Annotated in this window: 16 protein-coding genes; 6 read left to right on the forward strand and 10 right to left on the reverse strand. The window is 64.8% G+C overall.

Annotation, left to right across the window (positions count from 1 at the left end):
* Positions 1–17: 17 nt before the first annotated feature.
* The gene (locus C2L65_RS34260) at positions 18–2,135 is read right to left on the reverse strand and encodes a sigma-54-dependent Fis family transcriptional regulator (protein ID WP_042306271.1); all 2,118 of its coding nucleotides are present in this window, start codon (positions 2,133–2,135) and stop codon (positions 18–20) included.
* A 307-nt stretch (positions 2,136–2,442) separates the two neighbouring features.
* Between C2L65_RS34260 and C2L65_RS34265 the strand changes: the two genes are divergently transcribed.
* The gene (locus C2L65_RS34265) at positions 2,443–2,913 is read left to right on the forward strand and encodes a dihydroneopterin aldolase (protein ID WP_042306270.1); all 471 of its coding nucleotides are present in this window, start codon (positions 2,443–2,445) and stop codon (positions 2,911–2,913) included.
* Positions 2,914–2,986: 73 nt separating this feature from the next.
* On the opposite strand, the gene C2L65_RS34270 is transcribed toward C2L65_RS34265, so the two are convergent.
* The 9 genes from C2L65_RS34270 to C2L65_RS34310 all read right to left on the reverse strand — a co-directional run bounded on the left by C2L65_RS34270 (position 2,987) and on the right by C2L65_RS34310 (position 10,973).
* Positions 2,987–3,400, reverse strand: coding sequence for a hypothetical protein (locus C2L65_RS34270; protein ID WP_042306274.1), 414 nt, complete (start codon positions 3,398–3,400; stop codon positions 2,987–2,989).
* Between the two features lie 124 nt (positions 3,401–3,524).
* Positions 3,525–4,034: a formaldehyde-activating enzyme gene (gene fae, locus C2L65_RS34275; protein WP_042306269.1), complete on the reverse strand. Its 510-nt coding sequence runs from the start codon at positions 4,032–4,034 to the stop codon at positions 3,525–3,527.
* Positions 4,035–4,158: 124 nt separating this feature from the next.
* Entirely contained in the window at positions 4,159–5,040 is an 882-nt protein-coding gene (locus C2L65_RS34280) for a triphosphoribosyl-dephospho-CoA synthase (RefSeq protein ID WP_042306268.1), read from the reverse strand.
* Positions 5,030–6,034: an ATP-grasp domain-containing protein gene (locus tag C2L65_RS34285; protein WP_042306267.1), complete on the reverse strand. Its 1,005-nt coding sequence runs from the start codon at positions 6,032–6,034 to the stop codon at positions 5,030–5,032. The genes C2L65_RS34280 and C2L65_RS34285 overlap by 11 nt, the downstream gene beginning before the upstream one ends.
* Positions 6,031–7,137: a methenyltetrahydromethanopterin cyclohydrolase gene (gene mch / locus C2L65_RS34290; protein ID WP_042306266.1), complete on the reverse strand. Its 1,107-nt coding sequence runs from the start codon at positions 7,135–7,137 to the stop codon at positions 6,031–6,033. The genes C2L65_RS34285 and mch overlap by 4 nt, the downstream gene beginning before the upstream one ends.
* Positions 7,112–8,317: an ATP-grasp domain-containing protein gene (locus tag C2L65_RS34295; protein WP_042306265.1), complete on the reverse strand. Its 1,206-nt coding sequence runs from the start codon at positions 8,315–8,317 to the stop codon at positions 7,112–7,114. Before C2L65_RS34295 ends, mch begins: the two co-directional genes overlap by 26 nt.
* Before the next feature lie 33 nt (positions 8,318–8,350).
* On the reverse strand, positions 8,351–9,277 hold the full coding sequence (locus C2L65_RS34300; protein WP_103254619.1) for an NAD(P)-dependent methylenetetrahydromethanopterin dehydrogenase: 927 nt from the start codon (positions 9,275–9,277) through the stop codon (positions 8,351–8,353).
* 93 nt (positions 9,278–9,370) lie between these two features.
* Complete coding sequence (locus tag C2L65_RS34305) at positions 9,371–10,420, reverse strand: beta-ribofuranosylaminobenzene 5'-phosphate synthase family protein (protein ID WP_042306244.1); 1,050 nt, start codon at positions 10,418–10,420, stop codon at positions 9,371–9,373.
* Between the two features lie 166 nt (positions 10,421–10,586).
* Positions 10,587–10,973, reverse strand: coding sequence for a 4a-hydroxytetrahydrobiopterin dehydratase (locus C2L65_RS34310; RefSeq protein ID WP_035995251.1), 387 nt, complete (start codon positions 10,971–10,973; stop codon positions 10,587–10,589).
* Between the two features lie 382 nt (positions 10,974–11,355).
* Between C2L65_RS34310 and C2L65_RS34315 the strand changes: the two genes are divergently transcribed.
* From C2L65_RS34315 to C2L65_RS34335, 5 genes are all read left to right on the forward strand, one after another.
* On the forward strand, positions 11,356–13,173 hold the full coding sequence (locus tag C2L65_RS34315) for a methanol/ethanol family PQQ-dependent dehydrogenase (protein ID WP_042306243.1): 1,818 nt from the start codon (positions 11,356–11,358) through the stop codon (positions 13,171–13,173).
* A gap of 180 nt (positions 13,174–13,353) precedes the next feature.
* The gene (locus C2L65_RS34320) at positions 13,354–13,791 is read left to right on the forward strand and encodes a c-type cytochrome (RefSeq protein ID WP_042306242.1); all 438 of its coding nucleotides are present in this window, start codon (positions 13,354–13,356) and stop codon (positions 13,789–13,791) included.
* A gap of 90 nt (positions 13,792–13,881) precedes the next feature.
* Positions 13,882–14,796: a substrate-binding domain-containing protein gene (locus tag C2L65_RS34325; protein WP_042306241.1), complete on the forward strand. Its 915-nt coding sequence runs from the start codon at positions 13,882–13,884 to the stop codon at positions 14,794–14,796.
* Positions 14,793–15,626: a hypothetical protein gene (locus C2L65_RS34330; protein ID WP_042306240.1), complete on the forward strand. Its 834-nt coding sequence runs from the start codon at positions 14,793–14,795 to the stop codon at positions 15,624–15,626. Before C2L65_RS34325 ends, C2L65_RS34330 begins: the two co-directional genes overlap by 4 nt.
* A gap of 66 nt (positions 15,627–15,692) precedes the next feature.
* Complete coding sequence (locus C2L65_RS34335; protein ID WP_042306239.1) at positions 15,693–16,679, forward strand: LysR family transcriptional regulator; 987 nt, start codon at positions 15,693–15,695, stop codon at positions 16,677–16,679.
* Positions 16,680–16,894 lie beyond the last annotated feature (215 nt).

Genomic DNA, 16,894 nt, shown 5'->3' on the forward strand with positions numbered 1-16,894 from the left:
TACGAATCATGTGTGAGTCACTTGCCACACGCGTCGTCGACGGATGCCTGTGCGGCGTCGTGCGACAGCCGGATGTGCAGTCTGTGCATCTTCCGGTACAAGGTGTTGCGGCTGATGCCGAGCGTCTTCGCGACGTTGCTCACGTTCCAGCGATGCTCGTCGAGCATCGCGAGCACCGTTTCGCGCTCCTTGACCTGGATCGCGTTGAGTGCCGACAGATCGGCCTCGTCGTCGAACGCCGCCGCCGCTGCGTTTGCCTGCTGCGCCAGCGGTCCCGCCGCCGAAGCGCGTGCGGGCGAGCCGCCCGTGCTACGCGTCTCATCGACGATTTCCGCCGGCAGATGCGCGCAGCGTATCTCAGGTCCGTCGCACAGCGCGATCGCCATTTGCAGCACGTGCCGCAACTGGCGGATGTTGCCGGGCCACGCGTAGTTCGCGAGCGCTTGCCGCGCTTCGGCGCTGAGTTCAGGCGGATCTTCGGCTTCGCTTTCGAGGATGTGCTGCACGAGCGGCAGCAGATCGGCGCGCTCGCATAGCGGCGGCAGGTTGATCTCGATGCCGTTGAGCCGGTAGTACAGGTCTTCGCGGAACAGGCCGCGCTGCACGAGATCGAGCAGGTTGCGGTGGCTCGCGCTGATCAGCTGGAAATCGACCTTGATTGTGGTTTCAGCGCCAAGCGGCGTGACCTCGCGTTCTTCGATCACGCGCAGCAGCCGCGCCTGCAAGGCCATCGGCATGTCGCCGATTTCATCGAGGAACAGCGTGCCGTTGTTCGCCTGCACGATCTTGCCGCGCCGTCCTTCGCGCTGCGCGCCCGTGAACGCGCCGGCGCGATAGCCGAACAGCTCGCTTTCGATCAGCGTCTCGGGCAGCGACGCGCAGTTCACCGCGACGAACGCGCCCGCCGCGTTCGGACTGATGCTATGCAGCGCGTTCGCGAACACTTCCTTGCCCGTGCCCGTCTGGCCTCTGAGGATGATCGGGATTTTCCGCTGGATCACGCGCGCGGCCAACTGGCTCTGCGCGGCCATGCGCGGATCACCGAATTCCAGATGCGAGAGCTTGTCGAGCCCGGCCGCTGCCGGCTTTGCCTCGCGCGTTTCGCGCGGGCTTTTGGCGCGCGCAGTGGCATTGCGGTTGATCGACACGTCGCTCCACTGTCCGCGCGCACTCGTCGCCACCTGGTTCGCGTTGCCGAACGACGTCGCGTCGCGCGGCGTCTGTGCGATCACGAAGAAACGGTTGCTGGCGTGCGCGCTGTACACGGTGATCGGGTGGAAAGAGCCGCGAATGCTGCGCGCGATCATGTCTTCGAGCGTCGCGCTGAACGCTTCTTCGATGCGCTTGCCGCACAACTGGTCGGGCGAGCGCAGATCAAGCTGGAACAACGCGCTGCGATTGGCGGCGAGCACGATGCCGTCGTCGTCGACAGCGAGCTTGCCGGCATGCAGCGTGCCGACGAATTCGGGGCGGCTATGGAAGTGGACCGTGTTGGCGCGCCGGTAGCGCGAGTCGATCAGCCGGTTCTCGATCATCTGCCGCGACATGCCGACTAGCACGAGCGAATGCTGCTGCAGCATCCGCGAGCGGCTCGTCACGTCGAGCACGCCGACTATCGCGCCGCGTTCGTCGAAGATCGGCGCGGCCGAGCAGGTGAGGGACATGTAGCGCGGATAGAAATGCTCATGCTGATAGATCGCGAGACATTCGCGCTCCGTCAGGCACGTGCCCATGCCGTTCGTGCCCGCTTCCTGCTCGCTCCACACGGCGCCGGGACGCAGGCCATCGGCGGCGACGGCCTCGCCGAACGGCACCGACGAAACCTGATGAACGATTACACCGTTTGCATCGACGAGTATCACCGCAAGTTCGGGGTCGGCGAGTTGCTGGTAGAGCGTGGTCATTTCCAGCTTCGAGCAGGCGATCAGATCGCCCGCCGCCTCGCGCCGCACGTTCAGTTCGTGCTGCGTCAGCACGGGTGGCAGCACGAAACGTCCAGGGTCCAGACCGAACTCGACCAGACAGCGCGTCCACGATTGCGCGACGGAATGGCTCATCGAACACGATGCGGGCTGGTTGTTGACGATGTTCAGTACATCCCGGACATGCGAATCGATGTCAACGAGCGATGACATTAGGGGCGTCTCCGATGCGTTCGGCTCGGTGTCCATCCAGTTGCCGATGGGCCCGGCCTGCGCTGTATGTAAGTGTTTCCCCGTGTGCTTCCCGATGTGCCGCGCATCTGTCGCGCGCGTGGCAGAACAGCTGATATGTCGTTTGAATCCGTTCCAAAGCACTCAGCAAACACTGTACAACTCGTGTCGCGATACATCAATAAATAGTCGTACGAGTGTAGGCGAGTGCGCCTGCTTTTTGCTTCGCATCGTCAGATTGCCGCAAAAACCGATGCGCTGCTCGCGCGCCCCAATGTGGAGCCCTTACATGGACCGTTTCAACCCAGGAAGCAGTCCCATCCATTTTACTGTCGTGCTGCCGTCGAGCGCGCGGCCCACGCGGGAGCCGGTGGAGCAATCGCAGCATGCCGCCGCGCTCGATATCGTGTACATCGAGGGCTTCGTCGCGCAGACGGTGATCGGCATCGACGCCGGCGAACTGCACGAGCCCCAGCCCGTGCAACTCGATCTTGCAATCGGCGTGCCGTCGCTGCGCGCCTGCGAGACGGACCGGATCGAAGACACGATCAATTACGCGGCCGTGCGCGCCGAGCTGCACACGCTGCTCGCGACACATAAGGTGCAGCTGCTCGAAGCGCTGGCCGAGCAGGTTGCCCGACTGTTGATCGACAGATTCGGCGCACAGTGGGTACGCGTCAAGTTGTGCAAACCCGCAAAGTTCGACGACGTCGCCGCGGTCGGGGTGATCATCGAGCGGCAGCGCGAGCGCCTTGCGTGAGACGCGCGTGTATCTCGCATGCCCGTCGGCCTGAGACGGGCACGTCCGCGCGGCGGCAGGCTTAGGGCAGGCTTTACTTCGCCGCGGACGGCGTGGCTTTCGCGAGCCCGCACGCCTGATACGACTCTTGCTGCAACGCACGATACTTCTTTGTTTGCGCGCGCGCCCGGTCGACGCGGAATTCATTGCCGCCTTCGCCGCCGAGTGTCGCGTACTTCGCGAATGTCATCTGCTCGACGTAATCGTCATACGGTAGGGCGGCCGCAATCCTGTCGATTACGCACGAGCACTTGTAGACATTGGCGAAATCGTGGCCATTGTCGTCCATGCAGCCGAGCACGTATTCGACACGGCCTTGTGTCGGGTAGTCGTAGCCGCTGGCGGGGGCCTTGTCGCCGGCGGGATCGGCCGCCAGCGCGGCAAGCGGAAGCACTGCAACGCACGCGAACGCCGCGACAGCGAGGCGCGCGCGACAACGTGAGGTCATATGGAAGCCTTTGACGTAGGGTTCTGCATCCATCGGTTAAACACGCGCGGCGCAACGCGCGGCGGACCTTTGCGGCCCGCCGCGCGTTGCGCGCGCGACACTGCGTGTCATGCATACGCCGCGCCTAGTTCGGCGCAAACGGGTGGGCAGCCGTTGCCTTCTTCGATACGACTTCAGCGGCGCTTGGTTCGCCCGCTACCGCGCGCTGGAGTGCCTCGCGTGTTGCCTTGTAGTTGAACTCCTGGATCTTCTTGTCGTCGTCGGCTTCCCAGTGGATGAAGACGCCGACGCAGATGAACAGGTCGTCGGCTTCGTCCTTCGGAATCGTGCCGTCTTCGACGCAATCCGCAACGGCAAGCGCCACCGCGTGCTGCGCCGGGCCGAACATCTGCACGGCCTGCTTTGCGCCCTTGATGGTCACCTTGTTGAACAGCACGGTGTTGGGCTTGGTCAGCAGATTCGGCGCGACGACGGCGAGCAGCGACGTGAAGCCGTCCTTGTTGTTGGTGAGAGCGTGGCAGAAAGCCGATTCGGCTGCTGAGCCTCGCGGCCCGATGATCAGATCGATGTGGGCGACTTCGTTGCCCTCGCCGATAAGCGACTCGCCTACCATTACGCGGTTGATCTTGGCCATGCTGTTCCTCCAGTGAATTGGGTCTGTCGACGTGTGACGAACTCGCGACGCGTGGCGACCAACCGCGCGTTGTTTGAGGGGGACGCACCGCGTTTCCGTGTAACAGGAACCATGCCAATTGATCTCAGGCACGCTCGCTTGCGAAGCGCAGAGGGTCGAGCAAGGTGGCGACAAACAGCGTCGCGACGCTCAGATCGGCGCTCGTGCCAGGGTTGACGCCTTGCGCCTTCAGTTCGGCGTCCCATGCATCGAGCTGCGCGGCGTGCGCGGGAGTGTCCGCGCCGAGCCATTGCACGTGGCGTTCGCGCGCCTCGCGCGTGACACTTTGCGCCACCGCCACGCCATGCTTGCGCAGTATGTGCGAATCGGGCCACGCGCCGAGGAAGGTGAGAAAGACATCGAGCGTGATAGCGGTCGGCATGCTGCAGTGCGATTGCGCGATCGCATCGAGGCCCACGCCGAAGATGTCGGCGAAGCCGTTCGCGTATTGACGCGCGATGCTGTCGCGTTCGGCGGCCAGCGACATGGCCCCGCGCAGATCGACAGTGGGCGGCGCATGCACCGATTGCTCGGGCGCGTCGCCCAGCCCACCGGGATTGGCGAGCGCGATCGCGCGATAAGCGGCGCGCGTGTCGTCCACGTCGAGACGCGACAGCACGTTTTCGACGGATGCTTGCCAGCGCGCGGCGTCGAGCGGCGCGGTGTCGTCCAAGGGTTCTAGCGCGGCGGCAAGCGGCGCGACCAGCAACACGATGCCGAGATTCGTATTGCATCCGGCGACCCGCTGCGTGCGCGTCACGGCATCGAGAATGCGCTCGCCGACGCGCGCGCCGCGCGCGAACAGCGCAGGCGCAGCGGCCTCGGCGCTATCGATGAACTGCGCGGCCTGCATCCCATGTCCCGCGCTCGCGATGCTGACATTGCCTGGCTTCGCCGTTTCGACGTCGAGCCGACACGCGCGCAGGAACGCCTCCGGCGCGCGAGAGAGGAGATCATCAGCGCCCATGGAGCGGCACGGCGGGTTGCAGTAGCGTCGATGTACGGCTCGCCGCGAGCTTGCGGTCGAGCAGATCGTCGACCAGCGCCGCAGCGATATCGACGGTCGTCACCGATTGCAGCCCGCGCCACGCCGCGACGCCGTTCACTTCGAGCACGAGCGGCGCGCCTGTTTCGTCCGGCATCGACAGGTCGGGGATCAGGTCGACGCCCGCGTAATCGAGCCCGAGCGCGGCCGTCGCTCGTTCGGCGAGGCTCGCGAGCGTCGGGTCCAGTTGGGCCGGCTCGCAGCGCGCGCCGCGCGCGACGTTGTGAATCCACCCGCGCCCGCCCGTTCGCCGCATCGCAGCAACCGCACGGGAGCCGATCACGAGCACGCGCCAGTCGTACGCGCCAGGCCGCGCGCGCGCACTGCCGACGAAGCGCTGCAGATACGCGACCTCGCGATAGCTGCGCAGCGGCGGCAGCGGCGTCAATGCGCCGTTCGATGCGTTCGCGCCGAGCCGCCGCAAGCCCTTGCCCTGCGAGCCGAATAGCGGCTTGATCACGACCCGGCGCGCGGCCGCCGTCTCGCGCATCAGCACGCGCTGCGCGAAGGCCGCCGATTCCGTCGCCCACGCGGGCGGCGTCGGCACGCCCGCGCGATGCAGCAGGAAGCTCGTCATCGATTTGTCGACGCTGCGCTCGATGGCACGCGCGTCGTTGTAGACGGGCACGCCGCACTCGCGCAGCGCGTGCAGGATGCCGAGGCGCAGCGTGACCTGCTCGAACGTGCCGCCCGCGATGCCGCGGACGAACACCGCATCGGGCAGGTCGCGCGCGAAGCCGGGGATGGCGAGGCCATACGGCGACCACGATGTGTCGATGCGGCAGGCGGCGAGATCGACGCAGCGCGCATCGACGCCGCGCGCGCGGAACGCTTTCTTGAGCCGTCCTGTGTGCCAGCCGGTTTCGTCCGTCATGATCGCGACGCGCAGGCCGCTTGCCGCCGGTACGTCGCTCATGGCGCCCCCGGACTGGTGATGCCCGGCGTGCCTGGCTCGGCCGCCGCCGGTTCATCACTTCCAGTAAACGCGTCCCCTTGCCAGAGCGTATGCAGCAGCGCGCCGTCGAGCCGTCCGCCGCGATAGGTCGCGCCGCTTTCGAGGCTGCTGACCCACACCTCGGCGGGCGCAAACAGCGACGGGTCGATCTGATAAAAATCGTGATTGAACGACGCGAATATCTCGGCGAACGGCCGCCCGTAGTCGCGCGAATTCGACGACGGCAACTCGGCCGCCAGCCGCCGCGCAACGGCGTCGCGCGTCACCGTCAGATGCACGCGACCGCCATAGAGAATCGCGTCGTTGGTGCGGCCCATTGCGGCGAGGTCATCGGGTGCGGGCGGCGGCAGCGGCGCCGTGCCGCTCGCTTCGATGATTTCGCCGAGCGGCACGCCGAGCACATGCGTCTTGTGCAGCGCGACCTCGACCACGCGCGCGACGATCTGCACCGTCCCGGCGACAGACTGCGTCGGCGTGACGATCACGGTCAGCTTGTCGGGCGCGAGGCCGCAGTCGCCGACGATCTTTTCAAGCACCGCTTGCGGCGGCGGCTGGCCGACTTCCATGACCAGCACGCCAGCGTCGTGCGCGTCGCGGTAGCCTAGCTCGTCGAACAGCGTCTCCTTGCCGGCGAGCGCGCGCGCAGGTCCCGAGCCGAGCGAAAAGAACTTCTTGCCGTTGTTCTGTTCCTTGCTCGCGGAAAGGCTCCATCCCGCGTACTGGCTGCCGAGGCAGGCGAGCACGGGCGACGCCGTATGCACCTCGATCATCGCGGGCCAGAGCGGCGCCTGCTCGGCGCTGATGCGCGTCTCGATGCGGCCGAGGCCACCCATGCAGATGCGCGCGATCATCACGCCTGCCTCGACGCAGCCGGGCGCGGCGATGCCCGCGTCGACGATCGTCGGTCCGAACGCGTGGCGCGTCGATGCGACACGCAGCCGCGCGGCATCCGCGAGCAGTTGCGCGACGAGCGGCGCGGCGAGCGCGTTGACGCTGGGCGCGTCGCGGGCGATGGGCGGCGGCGCGTTGCCGTTATGGTCAGCCGTGTGAGTCGACGAGTTCATGGCAAGGTTCGGTGCTGGTTTCGATGCGTTGTAAAAGTCGTTGCGTCTGGTGTTGCAACTCGCGTTGCAGGGCAGTGCGTCCACCCGATATCCGGCCCGTCACGAGCACCGTGCAGACGGGCTGGCCGGCTTCGATGCGCGTGCCCGGGTTCGGAATGTCGTGACAGACGGGATCGACGAAGAGGGCATCGCTGAAGCGGCGCGTCACCGTGAAGGCGGCGGGCGCGAACACGACCTGTTGTGCGACGCGGCATTGCGGCGCGCCCGCGCGCTCTTGCGGCAGACGGCCATGCAGGCACGCGTCGATATGCGCGGCGAGCAAACCACGCGGCCACGCGTCGTGCCACGCGCGCTCGTACAGCGCCATCGTCGACGACGGGCGCGCGTTGACTTCGAGCACGCGGATCGAATCGCCGTCGAGCAGAAAATCCAGACTGTTGAGTCCGCTCAGATTCGCGCGCGCCGCTATCGAACGCACGGCGTCATCGATATGCCGCGCAATGCCCGCAGGCAGATCGACGGGGCCGAGCGAACCCGCGTGCAGATACGGCAGCGTGCCGCTCGCTAAGCAAAGCTGCTCCGCGTAGCCGATCACGAAAGCTTCATGCTGCGCCGCGAGAAAGAGCGCCGACATCGGCAGTCCTTGGTGTACGCGCTGAAAGTAGCCGTCGCGGGTATCCGCGTTCTCCGCTGGTCGGATATGCGTACCGCCGCAGCCATCGGCGGCTTTGTGCAGCCAGCCTTCGGGCCGCTCGGGCCGCTCGAAAGCAACCTCGGGATGCGCGATGCGCAGTTCATCGAGCAACGAGAAAAAGCGCCTCGGATCGCGCACAGCCGCCGTCGCGTCGGCGTCGTTGCCGATCAGGCGCGGCAGTTTCGCCGTCTGTTGCAGCCAGCCGATGTGCGGCTCGATTCCGCCGCCAACCACGTAACCGATCAGCTTGGGCAGCCGCACGACGCGTTCGAGCGCAGCCTGCAGCTTGTCCCGATCGATCGATAAACCGTTGCCACCCGTATCGAGCCACAGCTTCGCGTAACGGCGCGTGTCGCGGTCGCCGAACAGATCGAGCGCGGCCACCTGATAACCGGCATGCGCGGCGGATTGCGCGAGCATCCGCGCCGACAGGCCCGCCACTGCGACGAACGGCGGCGATGTGGAACGGGCTGCGCTGAAAGGCATTGCGTCGCCTCGCTTCGTTCGTGCGTTCGTGCGCTAGCTGCGCTCGGCGACGACCGCGCGCGCTTCGTCGAACGCTTCCGTGAAGCCGAAATACGCAGGCTTGCCCGCCGTACGCATCCGCGTGAACAGGCGATGCTCGACCTGATACTTCACGTTGCCGATTGCGAGTGCGCCGATGCCGATTGCATCGGGCCGCACGGCGCCACCGAGCGGCTTGCCGTCGTCCATCACGTTGACGCCTGCGATGCCCTCGGGCGGCACGGCGTTGACATCGGCGGCGATCAGCAGGCGCGGCGCCTGCGTCAGGTCGGCGGCGCTCATCACCTGGACGCCCGCGGCCGCCGTCGCGAACACGATGTCGGCATGCGTGAGCGCGGCGTGCAGCGTCTGCGGCGTGCCCGTGCCGACGCCGGAGGTCTTGATGCCGAATCGTTCGTCGACGTCATGGCTCGCGCGCTCGGCGCGCGCTGCGTCGGAATGGCTCGCGATGGTCACATGCGCGCCGAGCGTCGCCGCGATGGCGGCCGTGACGCGGCCCACGGCGCCCGTGCCGCCGAGTATCAGCACGTGCTTGTCCTTCAGCTCTTCGCCGTGCTGCACCTTCAGATGACATTCGACCAGCGCGACGAGCGCCCCTGACGTCGTGTACGCGCCGCTTGGGTCGGCAAACACGGAGACTTCGAACGGCGGCACCATTGCCTCGCGCGCGCGGTCGAGCATATCGGCGGCGAGCATCACATCGCGTCCGCCTATAAAAATGCCCGTGCGCGACACGCCTTTCGGGCCGCGCGAAAAGATCGCGTCCTGGGTCAGTTGCACGACGTTGCGTACGTCGACATCGCAATACGGCACGACGATCTGATAACCGGCGTCGGCGGCCATGTTGACGTCGAACGGGCTCATCTGCGGCGTCGGCGTGAACATGTGCAGGATGTAAGGCCTTTCAGTGGTTTGTGACATGGAGTCGGCTCTTTCGTAGTCAAAAGCGGGGCTTGCGCGACCCTGGATGGGCGCGCAGGCATTCGATCGGTCGGCGGATTTCGGGCATCCGGCTCATTGCGCGTCGATGCCGAAGCGCGGCTGCTGGACGGCATAGAAGCGCGCGCCGCAATTGCGGCCGCGCGTTACCGAGCACACGATGCCGGGGAATTCGCGCGTCGCCGCGCGGGCTGCCGCGAGCGCGTCGTCGGCGTGGCGGGAGCTTTGTACGAACGCGAAGCCCGTCGGGCCCCACGAGCTTTGCCCGACGCCCGCTGTCTGGTTCGCCGCGACGGCCTGCAAGGCCGCCGCGACGGCGGGGCTCGAATAGACGCCGCCTTGCACGGGCGCGAAGTATTCGCCGATCGATTGCTGAACCTCGCTGACGCCGGCGGCGAACGCGTCGAAGTCGCCTTGCGCCATGCCGGGCAGCACGCGCATCAGCAGTTGATGGCAGACGTGCGCGGCAAGCGTCTGCGGGAAGGGCGGCAGCGCGGCGAGTCCGCGCTTTTCGTCGTCGCCGTGCAGGCCTTCGCGCGTGGTGTCGTCGATCAGCACGATGCGCCAGTCGTCGGGAAACGGCTGGCGCGCAAGCAGCGGCGGCAAGGCGGCGCGCGTTGCCACGCCCGCTGTCATGCGGCCGGGCCCGCCATCGACGAGCAATCCGCCATGGTCGAAACCGAGCACGCCGATGCCGGAGCGCGCGCCGCGTCCAAGCCGTTGCGCGAGCTCCGCCGTCGTCGCCGTGCTGCCGACCAGCCGCGCGTACGCGGTGCCGACCGCGAGCGCGAGCTGCGTGCCCGAGCCGATGCCGCAATGCGCGCGCGCCGCCTGTTCCACTTCGACGGAAACGGGCGGGCCGCCATAGGCGTCGTGCAGCAGCGCGAGATAGCGCTCGATGCGCTCGCGTTGCGCGTCGTTGGTGGTGCCTTCGATCTGCGCGTCGTCGGCGGGCCGCGCGGTGACGCGCGTCCCGCATCCTTCGATCACGACGCCGACGCTGCCGAACGCGCGTCCAAGCGATCCGTTGGGATCGAGGAAGCCCATGTGCAGCCGGCCGGGCGCTTCAACGGTGATCGCCGAGATGGCAGGCAGTGTCGACGTGCGTTCGGATGACATCCGCATGCGAGAGCTTCCTTGTCGAGTCGTATGGCCGTGGGGCGAAGCATTTAATGGCGCAAAGCAGCGCGGAGCAGCCGCAGCGGCGCGGTTCCGGAGTCAGGCAAGAGCCGTACCACGCGCGACACGGCGCGCATTCGCACGACCGCCGCGCGCGTTCGCGCGAACGGCGTCAGCTCTTCGGCGCGTCGTACTTGATATAGCGGAAGCGCTGATCGTCGGCGGGCGTGCCTTCGAGCGGGCCGCCTTCCTTGCCCGGCTGCCAGCCGATCACCTCTTCGATCTTGCGCGCGAGCGTGAAGTCCTTGTCGGTGATGCCCTTGGCGGAATGCGTCTTCAGCTTCACGACGACGAATGCATACGACACCGTCAGATCCGGGTGATGCCACGCCGCTTCGGCAAGATGGCCGACGGTGTTGACCACCATCAGCGTGCCTTTCCAGCTTTCCGTGCGGTACTTGCGCCGCAGCCAGCCGTCTTCGAGATACCAGTGCTGCAATGGGCCTTCGAGCTTCTTCTGGATTTCCTCGTCGGAATACACCTGTTCGCTTTGTGCCATGACGGACCTCCGCTGGTGTCGGGATGGTTGCTCATATAAAGAGCTTAGCGCCCCTGTGCGCTTTGCAAAGCCCGATTGCCGCCGCTTGCCTATGTATGGGGCCTCGGGCGCGGCCCGTTGGTTTGCGTATCTGACACAGAATGTCCCGCAGCAGGCGGCGAAGCGGAACATGTTGACGCCGCGAAGCCGTGCAGCGGCATGTCAGTGCGTGTTGTAGCGACCGGCATGGAATATGCGATCCGCCGTCATACGCATGGGCTGGGCAATGGATCCGGCGCAGCAAAGACGTTACCTGCATCCAGCGGCGCGGCTGGGAGCGACCCGGTAGCGTGTCATCGGTAACTGGACGGTTTCAACCAGTATCACCCAATCTGGAGGAGACATGAACGTACGCACCCTGGTTCTCGGACTGGCGGTGTTGGTTGCGACGGCGCTGAACTCGTTCCTGGCTTATGCCGATCCGCAGCTGGACTCGCTAATCAAGAACCCATCTAACTGGGCGGCGCAGGCAGGTGATTATTCCAATCACCGGTACAGCCCGCTCAAGCAGATCAACGAAACTAATGTCGGCAAACTGCAGGTCGCCTGGACGATGTCGACGGGCGTGCTGCGCGGTCACGAAGGTTCGCCTCTCGTGATCGGCGACACGATGTATATCCACTCGCCGTTCCCCAACAAGGTCATCGCAATCAACCTGAAGGATCAGACCTTCATCTGGCAATACGAGCCGAAGCAGGACGCCTCGGTGATCTCCGTGATGTGCTGCGATACCGTGAACCGCGGGCTCGCATACGGCGACGGCAAGATCTTCCTGCAACAGGCCGACACCAAGCTCGTCGCGCTCAACGCGAAGACGGGCGAAGTGGTCTGGAGCGCGCAGAACGGCGACCCGAAAGCGGGTGAAACCAACACCAACGCGCCGCACGTATTCGGCGACAAGGTGCTGACGGGCATCTCCGGCGGCGAGTTCGGCGTGCGCGGCCGTCTGATCGCGTACGACATCAAGACGGGCAAGGAAGCGTGGAAGGCCTATAGCACCGGGCCCGACAACGAGATGCTGCTCGATCCGCAGCAGACGATGACCTGGGTCGACGGCAAGATGCAGCCCGTCGGCGCGGATTCGTCGATCAAGAGCTGGAAGGGCGATCAGTGGAAGCTCGGCGGCGGCACCACGTGGGGGTGGTATGCGTGGGATCCAAAGCTGAACCTTGTCTACTACGGCACGGGCAATCCGGGCACGTGGAACCCGACGCAGCGTCCCGGCGACAACAAGTGGTCGATGTCGATCTTCGCGCGCGACCTGAATACGGGCAAGGCGAAGTGGGTCTATCAGATGACGCCGCACGACGAATGGGACTATGACGGCGTCAACGAAATGATCCTCTCCGACATTTCGATCAACGGCAAGAAGACGCCCGCCATCGTCCACTTCGACCGCAACGGCTTCGGCTATACGCTGAACCGCGAGACAGGCGAACTGCTGGTCGCGCAGAAGTACGACCCGGCCGTGAACTGGGCGGATAGCGTCGATCTGAAGAGCGGCCTGCCGATTCGCAACGCATCGTACTCGACGCAGAAAGCCGGCCCCGATCACAACGTGAAGGGCATCTGCCCGGCGGCGTTGGGTTCGAAGGACCAGCAACCGGCCGCGTTCGATCCATCGTCGAACCTGTTCCTCGTGCCGACCAATCACGTCTGCATGGACTACGAGCCGTTCGATGTCGACTACGTGTCCGGCCAGCCATATGTGGGCGCAACGCTGTCGATGTATCCCGGTCCGAACGAGAAGGGCGCGATGGGTAACTTCATCGCGTGGGATGCGGCGAAGGGCAAGATCGTCTGGTCCAAGCCGGAACGTTTCTCGGTGTGGTCGGGTGCGCTGGCGACGGCAGGTGGCATCGCCTTCTACGGCACGCTGGAAGGCTACATCAAGGCAGTGCGGATCAAGGACGGCAAGGAGCTGTGGAAGTTCAAGACGCCGTCGGGGATCATCGGCAACGTGTTCACGTATGAGTATCAGGGCAAGCAGTTCGTCGGCGTGTATTCGGGTATCGGCGGCTGGGCGGGCATCGGCATGGCAGCCGGCCTGCAGAAGTCGACGGAAGGCCTGGGCGCCGTGGGCGGCTACCGCGAGCTGGCGAAGTACACCGCGCTCGGCGGCACGCTGTTCATCTTCGCCATTCCCGGCGGGAACGGCTGATCCGGCCTGAAGCGTTGCAGGAGTTTCGCAGCAGCAGTGACGTAGCCGAAGACGCCCGTATGCGGTCTTCGGCTCCGAACAGAAGTGGCGCCCGTGGCGCGTTGCAGAAGCGATGTGCCGCGCGGCTGCCCCGTTATGCCTGAAAAGCAGCTTCAATCGAAATGATAGGGAGACGAACGCATGAAAGGCCGTGTTGTGCTGTCGCTTGCAGGTGCGTTACTGGCGTTGAGCGCTTTACCTGTTGTCATGACCAATAGCTGGGGACAATCTGCGGATGCACCCCCGGTTCAGAAGGTCGCTTACAAAGTGGTCGACGGTAACAAGGTCGACAGTGATACGCTGATGGGATGGAAAACCTGGCGCGCGCTCGCCTGCGAACGCTGCCACGGCGCGAAGCAGGAAGGCCTCGTCGGTCCTTCGCTGATCGATGCATTCAAGACGCTCGACAAGAACGAGTTTCATCGCACGGTGTTCGGCGGACGTGTCGACAAGGGCATGCCCGATTTCAGTTCGAGCCAGATGATGCAGAAGAACTGGGAGAACCTCTTCGCCTACCTGAAAGGCCGCTCCGACGGCTCGATCAAGCCGGGCGATCTGCAGGCGATCGATGCGAAGTGACGATAAAGTCGTGCGATTGCCCGTGACGTGCCGCGATGCAATGCATCGCATCACGCCGCCCGTCGCATGACGCCAACCCGGGAGACCTCGATGACCGATCGCAGAAGTTCCGCCGTCCATGTTGTCTGTGCGATGCTGGCGCTGTGCTGGGCCTGCGTCGGAGCGCCATCCGCTTATGCGCAAGGCGCACCCGCGCCAAATCTGCCAAACAACGACGGCGCGGACAACGTTCTGCGCGTGTGCGCCGATCCGAACAACATGCCACTGTCGAACGACAAGGGCGAGGGCTTCGAGAACAAGATCGCGGCCGCGATGGCCAAAGATTTCGGCTACAAGCTCGAATACACATACTTCCCGCAGCGCATGGGCTTCGTGCGCCACACGTTGCGCGACAAGGTGGACAACAGCGATCAGTTCAAATGCGATTTGATCATCGGCGTGCCGCATGGTTACGACATGACGTCGACGACGCGGCCGTGGCTGCATTCCACCTACGCGATGGTGTTCATCAAGCGCCCCGAGTTCGCGAACATCAATACGCCTACCGATCTGTTGAAGTTGCCGCCCGATCAACTGAAAAAGTTGAAGCTCGGCATTTTCTCGCAGACACCCGCTGTCGACTGGCTGCTGAATAACAACCTGATCGACCAGGCGGTGTCGTATCGCGCGCAAAGCGGCGACCCGAATGCGTTTCCGGGCGAGATGATCCAGCACGATCTGGCGCAGGGCAATGTCGACGTCGTGTTCGTCTGGGGACCGATTGCGGGCTACTTTGCGAAGCAGGCCAGCGATCGCGTGAAGCTCGTGCCGTTCCCGCCGCAGCCGGGCATCCGTTTCGATTATGAAATCTCGATGGGCGTGCGTTACGGCGAGAAGGCGTGGCACGACAAGGTCGACCAGTGGATCGCCACGCATCAGGACACGATCGACAAGATTCTCGTCAGCTATGAAGTGCCGCTCTTGCCGCTGGCGAGTGCGCCGGTTGCATCGGATGCGCCGAAATGACGGGCGCAACGGCCGCGAACGCACGCGTGGGCGCGCGTGCGTTTGCGATGCGTGGCGCGGCCGCGATGGCGGCGCTCGTGCTTTCGATGACCTCGCCGCACGCGGCGCGCGCAGCCGATGCGGCTAGCGGAGCCAGTGGTGCGAGTGGTGCGAGTGGTGCGAGTGGCGCGACGGCGCCCATTGCACCCGCTGAAAAGCTGCTGTTTCTCACGCCGCATTTGCAGGGCGTCGCGTCGCAGACGGAGCTCGACTATTCGCTCGTCGTTTCCGCGCCGCCTGAGAAGCAGACGGACAGGGTTCGCGTACTTGTTGCGAGCGCGGGCAACGCGAATAGCGACGCCACCGTCAGCGATGCAAGCGGCAAAGTGCCGTTGCCGGACAATCTGCCGTGCAACCCTGTGATCCTGTATTTTCTCGAGCGCGATATCGCCGGGATGGAGCAGGCGACGGGCGGCCAGCGGCGCTATTTCCAGCAACGCTTGCGGCTTGCGCTCGCGGCGTCGCCGGCCATCACGGACGCGACCATACAGGTCGACGGCAAGCCGGTGAAGGCGCGCAAGATCGTGATCCAGCCGTATCTGCACGATCCGAACGCGCAGCGCTTTCCGAAGTTCACGAGCAAGCGCTACACGTTCGTGCTCGCCGACGGCGTGCCTGGCGGCGTGTCGTTGCTGCGCACCGACGTGCCCGGCGACAACGATGATTTCGCGCATCCGTTGAAGACGGAGTCATTGAGCTACGAAGGCTCGCTGCGCAAGCTGTCGCCGCCCGCGCACGGCACGCCGACGTCACCTGCGGCGCCACCTGCCGGACCGCGCGCGAGCCGCTGAGTTTTCGATGTCGTTGCGTGGCGGCGCGCGCCTGCCGCCCATTGCCACGCCCATGGAAATTGCCACATGAACCTGATCCGCTCGCTGACGCTCAGGCAACTGCAGATCTTCGTGATCGCTAGCCGTTTGCCGAGTTTCGCGCGCGCGGCGGAAGAATTGCATTTGACGCAGCCGGCCGTGTCGATGCAGATACGCCAGCTGGAGGAAGCGATCGGCATGCCGCTGTTCGAGCGGATTGCTCGGCGCCTCAGTCTGACGGAAGCGGGCGAGCGTCTGTCGCATCACGCGAGTCGCATTCTCGGCGAGATCAAGGATGCTGAAGACACGATGATCTCGCTTGCGCAGGCCGATAGCGGGTCGATCACGGTCAGCATCGTGAGTTCGGCGACTTACTTCGCGCCGAAGCTGCTCGCGCAGTATTCGAAGCAGTATCCGAAGGTGGATGTGCATTTTTCTGTTGGCAATCGCGAGACGTTGTTGCGGCTCTTGCAGGACAATGCGACGGACCTTGCGATTATGGGTAGGCCGCCGCCTGAGTTGGGCACGACGGCTGAGCCGCTTGCTTATCATCCGCATGTAATCATTGCGCCGGTTACGCATCCTTTGCGCGATGCGCGGCGTTTTGATCTGCAAGAACTGGCGGGGGATACGTTTCTGTTGCGTGAGCCTGGGTCCGGCACTCGGGCTGTGGCCGAGCATACGTTTCGGCAGCATCTTTTCACACCTTCCCGGTGTGTGACGCTTGGGAGCAATGAGACTATCAAGCAGGCTGTCATGGCCGGGATGGGGGTGAGCCTTATTTCGTTGCATACGCTTGGGCTCGAATTGCGGATGGGGGAGATTGCGTTGCTTGATGTCAACGGGACGCCCGTCGAGCGCACGTGGCAGATCGTGCATCTCGCTTCTAAGCAGTTGTCGCCGACTTGTGTCATGTTCAGGCGGTTTTTGCTTGAGCATGCGGAGCCGTTTCTTGAGCAGGAGTATGTGGAACTGGTCAGGGGGTTGTCGTCGGGGACGGCGCGGCGCGGGCGGAGTGCGAAGGCAGTGGTTTGAGGGGTTTTTTGTCTGCGACGATGGGTGGGGTTTTTGCGTTTTTGCTTTTTGCTTTTGCGCCTTCGCGGCGCGGGCGGTTTTTGTGTTTTTGCCTTTGCGCTGGCATCCGCGATTTGTTTTGCCTGCTTCAAGCGTCGCCCCTGTGCGGGGCGGCACCTACTTTTCTTTGCCGCCGCAAAGAAAAGTAGGCAAAAGAAAGCGGCTCACACCGCCAG

The organism is Paraburkholderia terrae (assembly GCF_002902925.1).
Taxonomy (GTDB): domain Bacteria; phylum Pseudomonadota; class Gammaproteobacteria; order Burkholderiales; family Burkholderiaceae; genus Paraburkholderia; species Paraburkholderia terrae.

Bases quoted from the DNA above. Each gene is read 5' to 3' on its own strand.
- C2L65_RS34260 (WP_042306271.1), bottom strand. From the start codon at position 2,135: ATGTCATCGCTCGTTGACATCGATTCGCATGTCCGGGATGTACTGAAC.
- C2L65_RS34265 (WP_042306270.1), top strand. From the start codon at position 2,443: ATGGACCGTTTCAACCCAGGAAGCAGTCCCATCCATTTTACTGTCGTG.
- C2L65_RS34270 (WP_042306274.1), bottom strand. From the start codon at position 3,400: ATGACCTCACGTTGTCGCGCGCGCCTCGCTGTCGCGGCGTTCGCGTGC.
- fae (WP_042306269.1), bottom strand. From the start codon at position 4,034: ATGGCCAAGATCAACCGCGTAATGGTAGGCGAGTCGCTTATCGGCGAG.
- C2L65_RS34280 (WP_042306268.1), bottom strand. From the start codon at position 5,040: ATGGGCGCTGATGATCTCCTCTCTCGCGCGCCGGAGGCGTTCCTGCGC.
- C2L65_RS34285 (WP_042306267.1), bottom strand. From the start codon at position 6,034: ATGAGCGACGTACCGGCGGCAAGCGGCCTGCGCGTCGCGATCATGACG.
- mch (WP_042306266.1), bottom strand. From the start codon at position 7,137: ATGAACTCGTCGACTCACACGGCTGACCATAACGGCAACGCGCCGCCG.
- C2L65_RS34295 (WP_042306265.1), bottom strand. From the start codon at position 8,317: ATGCCTTTCAGCGCAGCCCGTTCCACATCGCCGCCGTTCGTCGCAGTG.
- C2L65_RS34300 (WP_103254619.1), bottom strand. From the start codon at position 9,277: ATGTCACAAACCACTGAAAGGCCTTACATCCTGCACATGTTCACGCCG.
- C2L65_RS34305 (WP_042306244.1), bottom strand. From the start codon at position 10,420: ATGCGGATGTCATCCGAACGCACGTCGACACTGCCTGCCATCTCGGCG.
- C2L65_RS34310 (WP_035995251.1), bottom strand. From the start codon at position 10,973: ATGGCACAAAGCGAACAGGTGTATTCCGACGAGGAAATCCAGAAGAAG.
- C2L65_RS34315 (WP_042306243.1), top strand. From the start codon at position 11,356: ATGAACGTACGCACCCTGGTTCTCGGACTGGCGGTGTTGGTTGCGACG.
- C2L65_RS34320 (WP_042306242.1), top strand. From the start codon at position 13,354: ATGAAAGGCCGTGTTGTGCTGTCGCTTGCAGGTGCGTTACTGGCGTTG.
- C2L65_RS34325 (WP_042306241.1), top strand. From the start codon at position 13,882: ATGACCGATCGCAGAAGTTCCGCCGTCCATGTTGTCTGTGCGATGCTG.
- C2L65_RS34330 (WP_042306240.1), top strand. From the start codon at position 14,793: ATGACGGGCGCAACGGCCGCGAACGCACGCGTGGGCGCGCGTGCGTTT.
- C2L65_RS34335 (WP_042306239.1), top strand. From the start codon at position 15,693: ATGAACCTGATCCGCTCGCTGACGCTCAGGCAACTGCAGATCTTCGTG.